The following is a 13,476-nucleotide window of genomic DNA, read 5'->3' as shown; positions in this document are numbered from 1 at the left end:
TTTTAGTTACACAAGAACAAATGAAGAGGTGCAAGAGATGGCGCTCAGTAAGTGGAGCGCCCACCCGACAAGTCAAACACCGCACCGGTCGAGAAGGAGCACTCTTCAGTACACAGCCAGCCCACCATCGCGGCCACCTCTTCAGGCGTGCCGAAGCGGCTCATGGGGATTTTCGACAGCATGAAGGCGATGTGTTCGGGCGTCATCTGGTCAAAGATGGCGGTTTTCACGGCGGTCGGCGTCACGCAGTTGACGCGCACCCCGGTATCAGCGAGTTCCTTGCCCAGCGACTTGGTCAACGCAATCACGGCGGCCTTGCTGGCACTGTAGGCACTGGCATTCGGATTGCCCTCCTTGCCGGCCACCGAGGCGATGTTGACGATGCGGCCGTAGTTGTTGGCGCGCAGGTGCGGCACCCATTCGCGGCAGCACATGAACAAGCCGTTGAGGTTGACGTCCATCACCTGGCGCCAGTCGTCCACCGGATAGTCCCAGAGCTTGACGTTGGGCCCGGTGACACCCGCGCTGTTGACCAGCGCATCGACCCTGGGCGCGTGTCCAAGCGTCGCCTGAACCGCGGCGCAAACCGAGGCATGCTGCGACACATCCACCGCCACCGCCCAGGCCCGCGCACCCAGCGCAGCAGCCGCCTTGCCGGCGGCCGCTTCGTCGCGGTCCCACAGGGTGACGCTCCCGCCGGACGCGATCAGACGCTGGGCAATGGCAAACCCCAAACCGGTCGCCCCGCCGGTGACCACCGCATGGCGGCCGCCGAAATCGAGCTGGTTCATATAGTCATGCCGCCATCAACGTTGTAGTTCTGGCCGGTGACAAAGGCCGACTCGTCACTGGCCAGGAAAGTCACCACCGGCGCGATTTCATGCGCCTGTGCCAGTCGCCCCATGGGCTGGCGTGCAATGAAATTCCTGCGCGCTTCCGCCGGGTCCTCGAACACATTGATGCGGTCCTGCAGCGAGGGAGTATCCACGGTGCCGGGGCAGATGCAATTGCAGCGCACGCCCTGCATCACATAGTCGGCCGCCACACTCTTGGTCAGGCCGATCACGGCCGCCTTGGAGGAGCCATACACAAAGCGGTTCGGCAGCCCCTTGATGCTGACGACGCTGGCCATGTTGATGATGCTGCCGCCGCCCTTGCCGCCGTTGTTGGCAAGCATGCGCGGCAGGGCCGCCTGGATGGTCCAGAACTGGGAGCGCACGTTGAGGTTGAAGGCGAACTCCCACTCTTCATCAGTCGCCTGCAGCACGGTGCCTGCGTGCACGAAGCCCGCGCAATTGAAAAGCACATCCAGCGCCGGCATGCTGGCCACCAGTTTATGAATGGCCGCCTTGTCGAGCACATCGAGCTTCATCACGTGGATGTTGGACATGCCCGAATAAGCCTCGAGCAGCTTCGCATTCACGTCGGTGGCCCAGACCTGCGCGCCTTCTGCTGCCATGGCCAGCGCGCTGGCCTTGCCTATGCCCTGCCCGGCAGCGGTGATCAGTGCGGTTTTTCCCTGGAGTCTCATGTGTTTCCTTTTTGCTTGGTTTGTTTACTTTTTCCGGAGGGTCAGGTCGGCGAGTTGCCGCTTGTCAATGACGGGCCAATCCCAGGCGATGCCCAGGCCTGGTGTGTCGGGTGGATAGGCGTAACCACCTTCGACGCGGATGCGGCTGGTGGTGATGTCGTCGAGCTGCGGAATGTATTCGACCCAGGCCGCGTTGGGCACACCCGCGCACAGGCTGACATGCAGCTCCATCAGGAAATGCGGACACACCGGCACACCAAAACCCTCCGCCAGGTGAGCAACCTTGATCCAGGGCGTGATGCCGCCAATGCGCGCCACGTCGGGCTGGACGATGCTGCATGCGCCCTGCTCCAGGTACTCGCGGAACTGGCTCAGGTGGTACATGGACTCACCCACCGCCACGGGAATGGCGGTCTGCGCGCGCAGTTGGCGATGGCCCGCCACATCTTCGGCAGGCAGGGGCTCTTCGAGCCACGCCAGGTCCAGCCCGGCAAAGGCCGCGGCACGGCGCAGCACCTCGGGCCGGTTGAAGCCCTGGTTAGCGTCGGTCATGATGTCAAAACCTGGCCCAACGGCTTCCCGTACGGCCGACAGGCGCGCCACGTCTTCACTGACATGCGGCCGCCCGACCTTGATCTTCGCACCCCGGAAACCCTGCGCCCTGGCTGCCAGCGTCTGAGTCACCAGCTCGTCGGTGCTGAGATGCAGCCAGCCGCCCTCGGTGGTGTACACCGGCACACGTGACTGCGCGCCGCCCAGCAATTGCCACAGGGGCAGGTCCTGGCTACGCGCGCGCCAGTCCCACAGCGCGGTGTCCACGCAGGCCATCGCCAGGCTTGTGATGGCGCCGACAGCCGTGGCGTGGGTGTGAAAAAACAGGTCTTTCCAGATCGCCTCGACATGCAGCGGGTTGCGGCCCAGCAAACGCGGCGCCAGGTGGTCATGCAGCAGGGCCATGACCGAGGAACCGCCGGTACCTATGGTGTAGGCATAACCGGTGCCTTCCAAGCCGTCGCTGCAGCGCAGGGTCAGCAGCAGGGTCTCCTGCGTCACAAAGGACTGGATGGCGTCCGTGCGCACCACCTTGGGCGGCAGGTTGACCTGCCGCAGACGAATGGATTCGATGGTGATCGGGAGCTTCATGCAGTGGATGCCGAGGGTCTAGGGTTTAGCCGGATGCCCGGCTGGCTGGAATCATGGGATTATCAATTGGTCTGACCACTTGTCCAATTCTGGCTAACCCTTAATACCCCGCCCACCTTTCTCATGCCGCTGCAAACCGTCGAACCGCAACGCCTGTACCGCCAGATCGCCGAGCAATTGCGCTCGCTGATCAGCAAGGGGGAGTTTGCCCCGGGCACACGCCTGCCGGCCGAACGCGACCTGGCCAATCAACTGGGCGTGAGCCGCCCTTCGGTGCGCGAGGCGCTGATTGCCATGGAAGTCGAAGGCTGGGTGGAAGTGCGCACCGGTTCCGGTGTTTATGTGCTGGACCGCTCCAAGCGAACAGAGCGACACAAGGGCCCGCAACTGACCCCCGCTGAATGGGGTCCGCTGGAGCTGATCCGCGCACGCCGCGTGGTGGAAGGTGAAATTGCCTCCATGGCCGCAGAGCAGGCCAAACGCAAGGACACGGACGCCATGCGCGCCGCGATCGACGCCATGATCAGCGATGCCAACCGGGGCGTGCTGCCGCTGGAAGGCGACCGCGCCTTTCACACCGCCATTGTCGAGTCCTGCGGCAACGTGGTGCTGATCGAGACCGTCCAGACTTTCTGGGATTCGCGCCGCGGCCCGCTGTTCACGCGGCTGGGGGGTTATTTCGAAACCATGAAGTCCTGGCAGTCGGCGATTTCAGAGCACGAAGCGATTTTTGCCGCGATCTGCGCGCACGACGGCGGCGCCGCCCGTGCAGCGATGCATGCCCACATGGACAAGTCCCATGCCCGATTCAGTGCGAGCTGGCGCCGCGCTAAGACGACGAGTTGATTTCCGCCAGCGTTTCCATTCCTGCTTCCCTTTCTTTCAACCGAGGAGACAACATGACAAAACGATTGACGATCAAAACCATTGCCTGCTGCGCCATCCTGGCGAGTGGCCTGGGCAGCCTGGGCCTGGCCCAGGCGCAGACCAAGCTCAAATGGGCACACGTGTATGAAACGTCGGAGCCGTACCACAAGTGGTCGGTCTGGGCAGCTGACGAGTTCAAGAAGCGCACCAACGGCAAATATGAGATCCAGGTTTTCCCGGCTTCCAGCCTGGGCAAGGAGAGCGAGATCAACCAGGGCCTGCAACTTGGCACGGTGGACATCATCCTCACGGGTGCATCCTTTGCATCCAACTCCTACCCGCGCCTGGCGGTCAGCTACTACCCGTTCACTTTCCGCGACGCCGACCACGTGATCGCCTATGGCAAGAGCGACATCTTCAAGGAGCTGACCGAGGGCTACAAGAAAGCCACCGGCAACACTGTGACGGCCCTGACCTACTACGGCGCGCGCCACGCCACCAGCAACAAGCTGTTCAAGAACTGCGACGAGATGAAGGGCATCAAGATGCGCGTGCCCGATTCGCCTGCCTACACCGCCCTGCCTCGCGCCTGCGGCGCCAACCCGACGCCAATCGCCTTCGCCGAGGTCTACCTGGCGTTGCAGAACGGCACCGTCGACGCGCAGGAAAATCCGCTGCCGACCATCGAGGCCAAGAAGTTTTACGAAGTGCAGAAGAACATCATCCTGACCGGCCACATCTCCGACGCGTTGCTCACGGTGGTCGCGCCCAGCCTGATGGGCAAGCTGACACCGACCGAACAGAAGATCCTGTCGGACGTGACGCAGGAAGCCGCGGTGAACGCCACCAACGACATCCGCAAGCGTGAAGGCGAACTGGTGGAAGAGTTCAAGAAAAAGGGCAACAACGTGGTGACAGTTGACCGCGCCGATTTCCAGCAGCGCGTTCTCAAGGCGATCACCTTTGAATCCATGAAGCTCGACAAGAAAGACTGGGACCGCATCATCGCCATCAAGTAAGTAACCGAAGTCACCCCTCGGGCCGGGCCTGCCGACACACCGGCAGCCCGGCACTTCGACAAGTTCAGGACGATCGGAACCAAAAGATGGAAACCATTGACGACATGGCCCCCGTGATGGGGGCGGACGGGGAGTTCCACGCGCAGGACGAAGCGGTTGATCTATCCGGCACCAATCTCGAAGCCTGGGTCGCCCTGGGCTTTTTCTGGATCCTGGGCGTGACGGTCTTCTACCAGTTCTTCACCCGCTACGTGATGAACGATTCGGCCGCCTGGACCGAGGAGATCGCCCGCTACCTGCTGATCGCGGTGGTGTTCACCGGTGCCACCATCGGGGTGGTCAAGAACAACCACATCCAGGTGGATTTCTTCTACAAGTTCATGCCCAAGCCGGTGGCACGCGCCATGGCCACCGTGGTGGACGTGCTTCGCGTGGGCTTCTTTGCCACAGCAGCCGTCCTCACGGTGATGATGATGATCAAGCTGGGCAGCAATTCGCGCATGACCATGGTCGACCTGCCGATGAACTGGGTTTACGGCATCTGCATGCTGGGCTTCGCCGCCATGGCCTTCCGCTCGGTACAGGTTGCCCTGTTCCACCGCAAGCGCGGCTTCACGGTGCTGGAGCGCCCCGAATCGTCCATGGACGACAAATAAGAAGACCCATGCTAAAAATCATTTTTCTCCTTCTCATGAGCGGTGGCATCCCGGTGGCGATCGCCATGGCCGGTTCGTCCCTGATCTACATCTGGTGGACAGGCAACCTGCCGGCCTTTGTGGTGATCCACCGCATGGTCAGCGGCATCGACAGCTTCCCGCTGCTGGCCGTGCCCTTCTTCATCCTGGCCGGCAACCTGATGAACAACGCCGGCATCACCAACCGCATCTACAACTACGCCCTGGCCCTGGTGGGCTGGCTCAAAGGCGGCCTGGGCCACGTCAACGTGGTCGGCTCGGTGGTGTTCGCCGGCATGAGCGGCACGGCGATTGCCGATGCGGCCGGCTTGGGCACGATCGAGATCAAGGCCATGACCGACCATGGCTACAGCAAGGAGTTCGCTGTGGGAGTGACGGCAGCCTCGGCGACGCTAGGCCCCATCATCCCGCCTTCGCTGCCTTTCGTGATCTACGGGATGATGGCCAACGTGAGCGTTGGCGCACTGTTCCTGGCCGGCATACTGCCGGGCGTGCTGATGGCCGGCCTGATGATGCTCACGGTGGCCTACTTCGCCCACAAGAACAACTGGGGCGCGGACACCAAGTTCGAATGGCCCCGCGTGATCAAGGCCCTGGCCGAAACCCTGGTAGTGGTCGGTTGGCCGCTGGTGCTGTGGGTGCTGATCGCCAAGTTCGGTTTCCCGGCGCAAATCACGGTGTTCGCCGGCTTGGTGGTGCTGTTCGCCGCCGACAAGTTCTTCAACTTCCAAGCGGTGCTGCCCATCATGACCCCGGTGCTGCTGATCGGCGGCATGACCACGGGCATCTTCACGCCTACCGAGGGCGCGATCGCCGCGTGCATCTGGGCCATGGTGCTGGGCCTGGCCTGGTACCGCACGCTCAATTGGAAGATGTTCATCAAGGTCTGCCTGGATACGGTGGAGACCACGGCCACGGTGATGTTCATCGTGGCAGCGGCCAGCATCTTTGGCTGGATGCTCACGGCCACTGGCGTCACCGCCGCGATCTCGCAGTGGGTCCTGAGCTTCACCCAGGAGGCCTGGGTCTTCCTGCTGCTGGCCAACCTGCTGATGCTGTTCGTCGGCTGCTTCCTGGAGCCCACCGCCGCGATCACCATCCTGGTGCCTATCCTGATGCCCATCGTCCAGCAACTGGGCATAGACCCGGTGCACTTCGGCCTGGTGATGGTACTGAACCTGATGATCGGTCTCCTGCACCCACCCATGGGCATGGTGTTGTTTGTATTGGCACGGGTGGCCAAACTCTCGGTCGAGCGCACCACGATTGCCATCCTGCCCTGGCTGGTACCGCTGCTGGGCTCCCTGGTGGTCATCACTTACTTTCCCAAGCTGGTGCTGTGGCTGCCGAAAATGTTTTACTAAAAATGACCCCACCCCCGAAACGCCTTCGGCGTCTCCCCCTCGAGGGGACGCCACCAGCGGCCCGGCAAAGCCGGTTCCGTGGTGGCCGCTGATGAAAACATAGAGAGCTAAACCATGACTCCATTCATTCGCCTTCACCCCGCCGATGACGTGCTGATCGCCCGCCAGCAATTGGTGGGCGGCACGGTTGTCGAAGGCGTGCCGGTTCGCGGGCTGATCCCGGCCGGCCACAAAGTGGCCACGCGCGCCATAGCGGCCGGCGAGCCGGTGCGCCGCTACAACCAGATCATCGGTTTTGCCAGCAAGGCCATCGCGCCCGGCGAGCACGTACACACGCACAATCTCGACATGGGCCCCGACAAAGGCGACTTTGCGCGCGACTACGCTTTTGGTGCCGACGTCAAACCCGAGCCGGTGCGGCTGGAAGCCACCTTCATGGGCATCAAGCGCGCTGACGGCCGCGTGGCCACGCGCAACTACATCGGCATTCTCTCCAGCGTGAACTGCTCGGCCACCGCAGCACGCGCCATTGCCGATCATTTTTCAAGGCAGAACAATCCCTCGGCATTGAAAGACTTCCCCAATGTGGACGGCGTGGTGGCGCTCACGCACGGCACGGGCTGCGGCATGGATTCCGAAGGCCTGGGCCTGCAGATTTTGCAGCGCACCCTGACGGGCTATGCCACCCACCCCAACTTTGCCGGCGTGCTGGTGGTGGGCCTGGGTTGCGAGTCCAATCAGATCAACGCCTGGCTGGCCCATGGCAGCCTGCGCGAGGGTGAAACGCTGCGTGTTTTCAGCATTCAGGACACTGGCGGCACAGCCAAGACTGTGGCCAAGGGCATTGCGATGATCAAGGAGATGCTGCCCCAGGCCAACGAGGTTAAACGCGAACCCTGCAGCGCGGCCCACATCACCATCGGCCTGCAATGCGGCGGCTCGGACGGTTATTCGGGCATCAGCGCCAACCCGGCGCTGGGCGCGGCGGTGGACCTGCTGGTGGCACACGGCGGCACCGCCATCCTTAGCGAAACCCCTGAAATCTATGGCGCCGAGCATCTGCTGACGCGGCGTGCCGTACGGCCTGACATCGCTGAAAAACTGATCTCGCGCATCAAGTGGTGGGAGCATTACACCGAGATCAACGAAGGCGAAATGAACAACAATCCGTCACCGGGCAACAAGGCCGGCGGCCTGACCACGATTCTCGAAAAGTCACTGGGCGCCGTTGCCAAGGGTGGCACTTCGAACCTGGAAGCCGTCTACGAATATGCCGAGCCGGTCGCTGCACACGGCTTTGTTTACATGGACACGCCGGGCTACGACCCGGTCAGTGCCACCGGCCAGGTCGCGGGTGGTGCCAACCTGATTTGCTTCACCACCGGCCGCGGCTCGGCCTACGGCTGCGCACCCTCGCCTTCGCTCAAGCTCGCCACCAACTCGGCCTTATGGCAGCGCCAGGAGGAAGACATGGACATCAACTGCGGCGAGATCATCGACGGCGGTGTGTCTGTCCAGGAAATGGGCCAGCGGATTTTTGAAATGGTGCTGGCCACCGCCTCGGGTGCGCAGAGCAAAAGCGAGAAACATGGTTACGGGCAAAACGAGTTTGTGCCTTGGCAAGTGGGCGCGGTGATGTAGCTGGGCCAAACCCGTCATGGCGGGACGGATCCCGGACCAAACCCGAGACCCTCCGTACAACCTGAACGCTTTTATATGCAAAAAATACTCCAAGCCCCTGTACTTCAAGCGCAAGTAGCTACTGTTTTAATAGCAAGCGGCAGCTCTCCCGAAGAAGCGAACGCGGTCGCTGCCAACCTGGTGCTGGCCAATCTGAGCGGCCATGACTCGCACGGCGTGGGAATGCTGCCGCGTTATGTTGACGCGGTGCTCGAAGGCGGCCTGAAGCCCAACAGCAACGCCAAGATCGTGCTCGACACCGGCTCACTGCTCACGCTGGACGGCCAGCGCGGCTACGGCCAAATCGTCGGCGCACAAGCCATGGCGCTGGGCATGGAACGCGCCAAAACGCATGGCAGCTGCATCATGACGCTGGCCAACGCGCACCACCTCGGTCGCATCGGGCACTTTGCGGAAATGGCGGTCGATCGCGGCCTGGTCTCGCTGCATTTCGTCAATGTGCTTTCCCGGCCCGTGGTCGCACCTTTCGGCGGTGCCGACGGCCGCTACGGTACCAACCCCTGCTGCATAGGTGTGCCTCTCGCAGGACGCGCCCCCTTTGTGTTGGACTTTGCCACCAGCCGCGTGGCGCAGGGCAAGATGCGGGTCGCCCACAACGAAGGCCGGCGCGTGGAGCCCGGCACCTTGATTGACGAGCAAGGCCGGCCGACCACCGACCCCGGCGTGGTAGTGGTGCCGCAGGGCAATGGCTTGTTTGGCGCGCTGCTGGCCTTTGGCGAACACAAGGGCTACGGCATGGCGGTGGCCTGCGAGCTGCTGGGCGGAGCGCTGACGGGCAGCGGCACCTGGCACAAACCGACAGACCCGGCCGTGCGGGCCGTTGTCAACGGCATGCTCACCATCCTGATCGATCCGGCCAAACTCGGTACCCAAGCGGCGTTTGAAGAGGAAGCGCTGGCTTTTGTGGACTGGCTTCAGGCCGGCCCGGTGGCGCCGGGCTATGACGCGGTGAAAATCCCCGGCGATCCGGAGCGCGCTTACCGGGTGCAGCGGCAAAGCGAAGGCATCACGGTCGATGCCCAAACCTGGCAGGAAATTGTGACGGCGGGAGCCAAGGTGGGCGTAACCTTGACATAGATTCGGCCTCTAGCCCTTTAGATTCGGGCGCAAACAGCTCACTTATTGATAGCGAGCCGATCAGCCCAGCAGCATGGCCAGGCTGGCGTCCAGGTGTTCGGACGGCAGGCGCTTGAAGCCGGAGCGCGAGAAGCGCTGCAGGCGGCCCATCATGAAAGCCACGATGACCGACGCTTGGACCTGCGCCTGCACGGTCGGTGCGGCGGCCCCATCGGAATTCGCGCCTTCGCGCAGGTTCTGCTTGAGGCTGGACTCCAGCTTGTCGAAAAACTGGTTCATGCGTTCTTGCAAACGTTCGTTTTCAAACACCAGGGCGTCACCAGCCATCACCCGGGTCATGCCGGGGTTTTTCTCGGCAAACTGCAGCAGCATGATGACCAGTTTGCGGGTGCGCTGGGCCGGGTCGGTTTCGCGCTCGGCAATCTGGTTGACCAGGGTGAACACCGTCTGTTCGATGAACTCGATCAGGCCTTCGAACATTTGCGCCTTGCTGGCGAAGTGGCGGTACAGCGCCGCCTCGCTGACGTCGAGCCGGGCCGCCAGGGCCGAGGTGGTGATACGCTCCGAGCCGGGCTGCTCCAGCATGGTCGCCAGGGCCTGCAGGATCTGCACGCGGCGCTCGCCCGGTTTGGGGCGCTTGCGCGGGGCGGCTGGCGTGGAGAGCTCGGGGCTCACATCAGACTCAGACTCGGACATAAGGCGTGCAGTGCGTTGTTGTAAGAGATGTTTCAAAAACCAGGGCGTCGCTTTGATTCTCGCACAGCCACCGCACCCTCCAGCCGGGCACCGGCCGGGGGCAAACCCGGGTAGCGCAAGCGCCGGCGAAGCGGTTTTTCGCCCCCGGGATCAGGCCGAGAGCTGGAGCACCAGCCTCACCCGCAAGCCCCATGCCATGCCGTCCCGGCTGCCGGCAGGCTCCAGCGTCAGCGGCGCGCGGTGAACGCGGGCAATTTCGTCGGCAATCGCCAAGCCCAGGCCATTGCCTTCCCCGACGGTGCCGGGCACCCGGTAGAAGCGCTCCAGCGCCAGCGTCCGCTCCAGCGCCGGGATACCCGGACCGTCGTCTTCCACCTCGAGAAACACCCGCGCCTGCACTGGCAGCCCATCCGGCGGGCCCTGCAGGTGCCCGCAGCGTATCGTGACCGTACCGCCCGGCGCCGTGTATTTGACGGCATTGTCCACCAGGTTGCCCAGCAGCTCGCGCAGCAGCCATTCATGGCCGGACACCTGGGCAAAACGCACCTCCAGCCCCAGGTCAATGCCCTTGGCTGAAGCTGCATCCAGATGCAGGGCCAGCACCGACTCGCACAGGTCCTTCAGGTCCACACGCTGCATGGCCTGGCCCGACATGTTGGACGCATCGGCCCGCGACAGGGCCAGCAACTGGTTGGCCAGCTGCGAGGTGCGCCGCGTTGCACTGCGCAGCCGCATGATCTTGTCCGCCGACAGGGTCAGCTGACCGCCGGCCGCGGGCGCATTGGCCGCCTGCGCCCAAGCCTCAACCTGGGCCTGCAGGCCGGCCAGCGGCGTGCGCAGCTGATGCGCGGCATCGGCCACAAAACGGCGCTGGCCCTCGGCCTGGTCGTTGACCAGCGCAAACAGCCGGTTCAGCGACGCCACCAGAGGCTGGACCTCGGTTGGCGTGCTCCGGGGGTCGATGGCGCCGAGGTCACGCGGGGACCGCCGCTCGACCGCCTCCTTGAGCGCCAACAGCGGCCGGAGGGCCCGCGTGACGGCCCAGTTGACGGCAAACGCGGCCGCCAGCACTAGGATCAGGTTGGGCAGCAGCACCTTGAAAAACACCGAACGCACCCATTGCTGGCGTGCATCGGAGCCGTCGGCCAGCTGCAGGATCAGCTCGCCGGCGACAGTGCTCACGCGCTGCGCCACCACCCGGTAGGTCACGCCGTCCTCCTCCATGCTGTGAAACTCCGGCTCGCGCGTGGTGGGCACCATCGGGCTGATCCAGGCATCGCCAGCAAGGTAGGCGCCGGTGGCATTCGACACCCGGTAGCCGGCAAACCCGGCGCGCCCCTTGATGTACTCGGCGACCGATGGCGCCAGCAGCATCACCGGGCCGTCTGAGGGCGTGTTGCCGCCCGCTATCACCGAATCGGCCAGCAGGGGCGCAAGCCGGCGCAGTTGCTGGTCCTGCTGCAGGGCGGCATCGCCGGCCGCCTGATAGTCGAAATAAATGCTGACCGCTGCAAACAGGCTCAAAGGCGCAAGCAGCAGCAGGAGCAGGCGGCGCTGCAGGCCGAATTTCATGGCTGCGGGCCTGCTGGCGGCGACTGTTGCCAGGGCGGCGTCGGCTCGGGAGTCCTGGGCCATGCAACAGGGTTTATTCGGGCACTGCGCCCGCCGGCCCGGCAACCAGTTCCAGCCGGTAGCCAAAACCCCGTATGGAACGCAGCGCGATGCCATGCGGCTCCAGCTTGCCGCGCAGGCGGGAAATGTAGACCTCGATGGCGTTGGGTGTGATTTCCTTATCCCAGCCGGTCAGCGCGGCCAGCAGTTTTTCCTTGTTGGCGGGTTTGGGAGCGTTGATCAGCAGATACTCCATCACCGTCCATTCGCGTGGCCCCAGCTCGATAAGCTGGCCATGGGCCCGCGCTTGGCGGTTGGCGGAGTCCAGCTCCAGCGCGCCGAAACTCAGAATCGCACTGGTGGCCGCCTGCGACCGGCGCAGCAGGGCGCGCAGGCGCGCCAGCAGCTCCGGCAGCTCAAACGGCTTGACCATGTAGTCGTCGGCACCCAGATCCAGGCCCTGCACACGGTCCTGCAGCGCATCCCGCGCGGTGAGAATCAACACCGGCATGGCCACCCCGCGCGTGCGCATCCGCCTCGTCAGCTCCAGGCCGTCGATCTTCGGCAGGCCGATGTCGATGATGGCGGCGTCAAAACTCTCGCCCTGAAGCACCTCTTCGGCACGCTCGGCGCTGCCGACCCAGTCCACCGCATAACCGGCATCGCTGAGCCCCAGCTTGATGCCACTGGCCAGCATCACATCGTCTTCAACCAGGAGGAGTCGCATAGTTCAGAGCATAGGGGGCGCCGCCAACCGGGCTCATGGGGGATTACACCAGCGAACAGGTCACCGACAGCTTTGCGTCAGCGAGGCAACCACAAAACGTCAATGCGAGCGGATCATGGTGCCGTAGGCCTGATCGGTCAGGATTTCGAGCAGCATGGCGTGCGGCACGCGGCCGTCGATGATGTGGACCGAGTTCACGCCGCTTTTGGCCGCGTCCAGCGCACCCTCGATCTTGGGCAGCATGCCGCCGGAAATCGTGCCGTCGGCAAACAGGTCGTCGATCTCGCGGGCGCTCAAGTCGGTCAGCAACTCCCCGGCCTTGTTGAGCACACCCGGCGTGTTGGTCAGCAGCACCAGTTTTTCGGCCTTGAGCACAATGGCCAGCTTGCCGGCCACCACGTCGGCGTTGATGTTGTAGCTTTCATTGTGCTCGCCAAAACCGATGGGGCTGATGACGGGAATGAAAGCGTCGTCCTGCAGCGCCTTGACGACACTTGGGTCGATGCTCAGGATGTCGCCGACAAAACCAATGTCGTGTTCGCGCGCCGGGTCGTCCTTGTCAACCATCTTGAGTTTTTGCGCCCGGATCAGGCCGCCATCGCGCCCGGTCAGGCCGACCGCCTTGCCGCCCGCCTGGTTGATCAGGCCCACGATGTCCTGCTGCACCTGCCCGGCCAGCACCCACTCCACCACTTCCATGGTTTCCTCGTCGGTGACCCGCATGCCCTGGATAAATTCGCCCTTTTTGCCCAGCCGGTTCAGCGCCGTCTCGATCTGCGGTCCGCCGCCATGCACCACCACCGGGTTCATGCCCACCAGCTTGAGCAGCACCACATCCTCGGCAAAATCCGCCTGAAGCGCCGGGTCCGTCATGGCATTGCCGCCATATTTGATGACCAGCGTCTTGCCATGGAACTTGCGGATGTAGGGCAGCGCCTGCGCCAGTATCTCGGCCTTGTCGCGTGGGCCTACGTGGGAAAGGTCGGGGTCGGTGGTGGAAGGATGGGTCATTGGGGCGGTAATTGAGTGGATATCAAATTGTGCC

13 protein-coding genes are annotated in these 13,476 nt (G+C 63.5%); 6 read left to right on the top strand and 7 right to left on the bottom strand.

What is annotated here, in order from left to right; genetic code table 11:
• Positions 1 to 44: 44 nt before the first annotated feature.
• Genes WA904_RS15995 through WA904_RS15985 form a run of 3 tightly spaced genes read right to left on the bottom strand, consistent with a single transcriptional unit; the run spans position 45 to position 2,674 of the window.
• Positions 45 to 791 (bottom strand): SDR family NAD(P)-dependent oxidoreductase, encoded by a 747-nt coding sequence (locus WA904_RS15995; RefSeq protein WP_425198113.1) that lies wholly within the window; start codon positions 789 to 791, stop codon positions 45 to 47.
• On the bottom strand, positions 788 to 1,531 hold the full coding sequence (locus tag WA904_RS15990) for an SDR family oxidoreductase (RefSeq protein ID WP_425198112.1): 744 nt from the start codon (positions 1,529 to 1,531) through the stop codon (positions 788 to 790). Before WA904_RS15990 ends, WA904_RS15995 begins: the two co-directional genes overlap by 4 nt.
• Before the next feature lie 24 nt (positions 1,532 to 1,555).
• Positions 1,556 to 2,674, bottom strand: coding sequence for a mandelate racemase/muconate lactonizing enzyme family protein (locus WA904_RS15985; protein WP_425198111.1), 1,119 nt, complete (start codon positions 2,672 to 2,674; stop codon positions 1,556 to 1,558).
• A gap of 123 nt (positions 2,675 to 2,797) precedes the next feature.
• Here WA904_RS15985 and WA904_RS15980 point away from each other — a divergent pair, with 123 nt between their 5' ends.
• From WA904_RS15980 to WA904_RS15955, 6 genes are all read left to right on the top strand, one after another.
• Positions 2,798 to 3,520: a FadR/GntR family transcriptional regulator gene (locus WA904_RS15980; protein ID WP_425198110.1), complete on the top strand. Its 723-nt coding sequence runs from the start codon at positions 2,798 to 2,800 to the stop codon at positions 3,518 to 3,520.
• A gap of 53 nt (positions 3,521 to 3,573) precedes the next feature.
• On the top strand, positions 3,574 to 4,560 hold the full coding sequence (locus WA904_RS15975; protein WP_425198109.1) for a sialic acid TRAP transporter substrate-binding protein SiaP: 987 nt from the start codon (positions 3,574 to 3,576) through the stop codon (positions 4,558 to 4,560).
• Between the two features lie 86 nt (positions 4,561 to 4,646).
• The gene (locus WA904_RS15970) at positions 4,647 to 5,216 is read left to right on the top strand and encodes a TRAP transporter small permease (protein WP_425198108.1); all 570 of its coding nucleotides are present in this window, start codon (positions 4,647 to 4,649) and stop codon (positions 5,214 to 5,216) included.
• Between the two features lie 8 nt (positions 5,217 to 5,224).
• On the top strand, positions 5,225 to 6,619 hold the full coding sequence (locus WA904_RS15965) for a TRAP transporter large permease (RefSeq protein WP_425198107.1): 1,395 nt from the start codon (positions 5,225 to 5,227) through the stop codon (positions 6,617 to 6,619).
• Positions 6,620 to 6,733: 114 nt separating this feature from the next.
• Positions 6,734 to 8,260: a UxaA family hydrolase gene (locus WA904_RS15960; RefSeq protein ID WP_425198106.1), complete on the top strand. Its 1,527-nt coding sequence runs from the start codon at positions 6,734 to 6,736 to the stop codon at positions 8,258 to 8,260.
• Positions 8,261 to 8,335: 75 nt separating this feature from the next.
• Positions 8,336 to 9,397 (top strand): malate/lactate/ureidoglycolate dehydrogenase, encoded by a 1,062-nt coding sequence (locus WA904_RS15955; RefSeq protein ID WP_425198105.1) that lies wholly within the window; start codon positions 8,336 to 8,338, stop codon positions 9,395 to 9,397.
• Positions 9,398 to 9,457: 60 nt separating this feature from the next.
• Here the strand turns inward: WA904_RS15955 and slmA are convergent, their stop codons facing one another.
• The 4 genes from slmA to argB form a co-directional block, all read right to left on the bottom strand.
• Positions 9,458 to 10,093 (bottom strand): nucleoid occlusion factor SlmA, encoded by a 636-nt coding sequence (gene slmA / locus WA904_RS15950; protein ID WP_425198104.1) that lies wholly within the window; start codon positions 10,091 to 10,093, stop codon positions 9,458 to 9,460.
• Between the two features lie 150 nt (positions 10,094 to 10,243).
• On the bottom strand, positions 10,244 to 11,665 hold the full coding sequence (locus WA904_RS15945; protein WP_425198215.1) for an ATP-binding protein: 1,422 nt from the start codon (positions 11,663 to 11,665) through the stop codon (positions 10,244 to 10,246).
• Between the two features lie 73 nt (positions 11,666 to 11,738).
• Positions 11,739 to 12,431, bottom strand: coding sequence for a response regulator (locus WA904_RS15940; protein WP_425198103.1), 693 nt, complete (start codon positions 12,429 to 12,431; stop codon positions 11,739 to 11,741).
• 99 nt (positions 12,432 to 12,530) lie between these two features.
• Positions 12,531 to 13,442: an acetylglutamate kinase gene (gene argB / locus WA904_RS15935; protein ID WP_425198102.1), complete on the bottom strand. Its 912-nt coding sequence runs from the start codon at positions 13,440 to 13,442 to the stop codon at positions 12,531 to 12,533.
• Positions 13,443 to 13,476 lie beyond the last annotated feature (34 nt).

This window comes from Polaromonas sp. (assembly GCF_049790275.1).
Taxonomy (GTDB): Bacteria; Pseudomonadota; Gammaproteobacteria; order Burkholderiales; family Burkholderiaceae_C; genus Polaromonas.
Note: the sequence above shows the minus strand (reverse complement) of the source record. Positions and strands in the feature narration are given on the sequence as shown.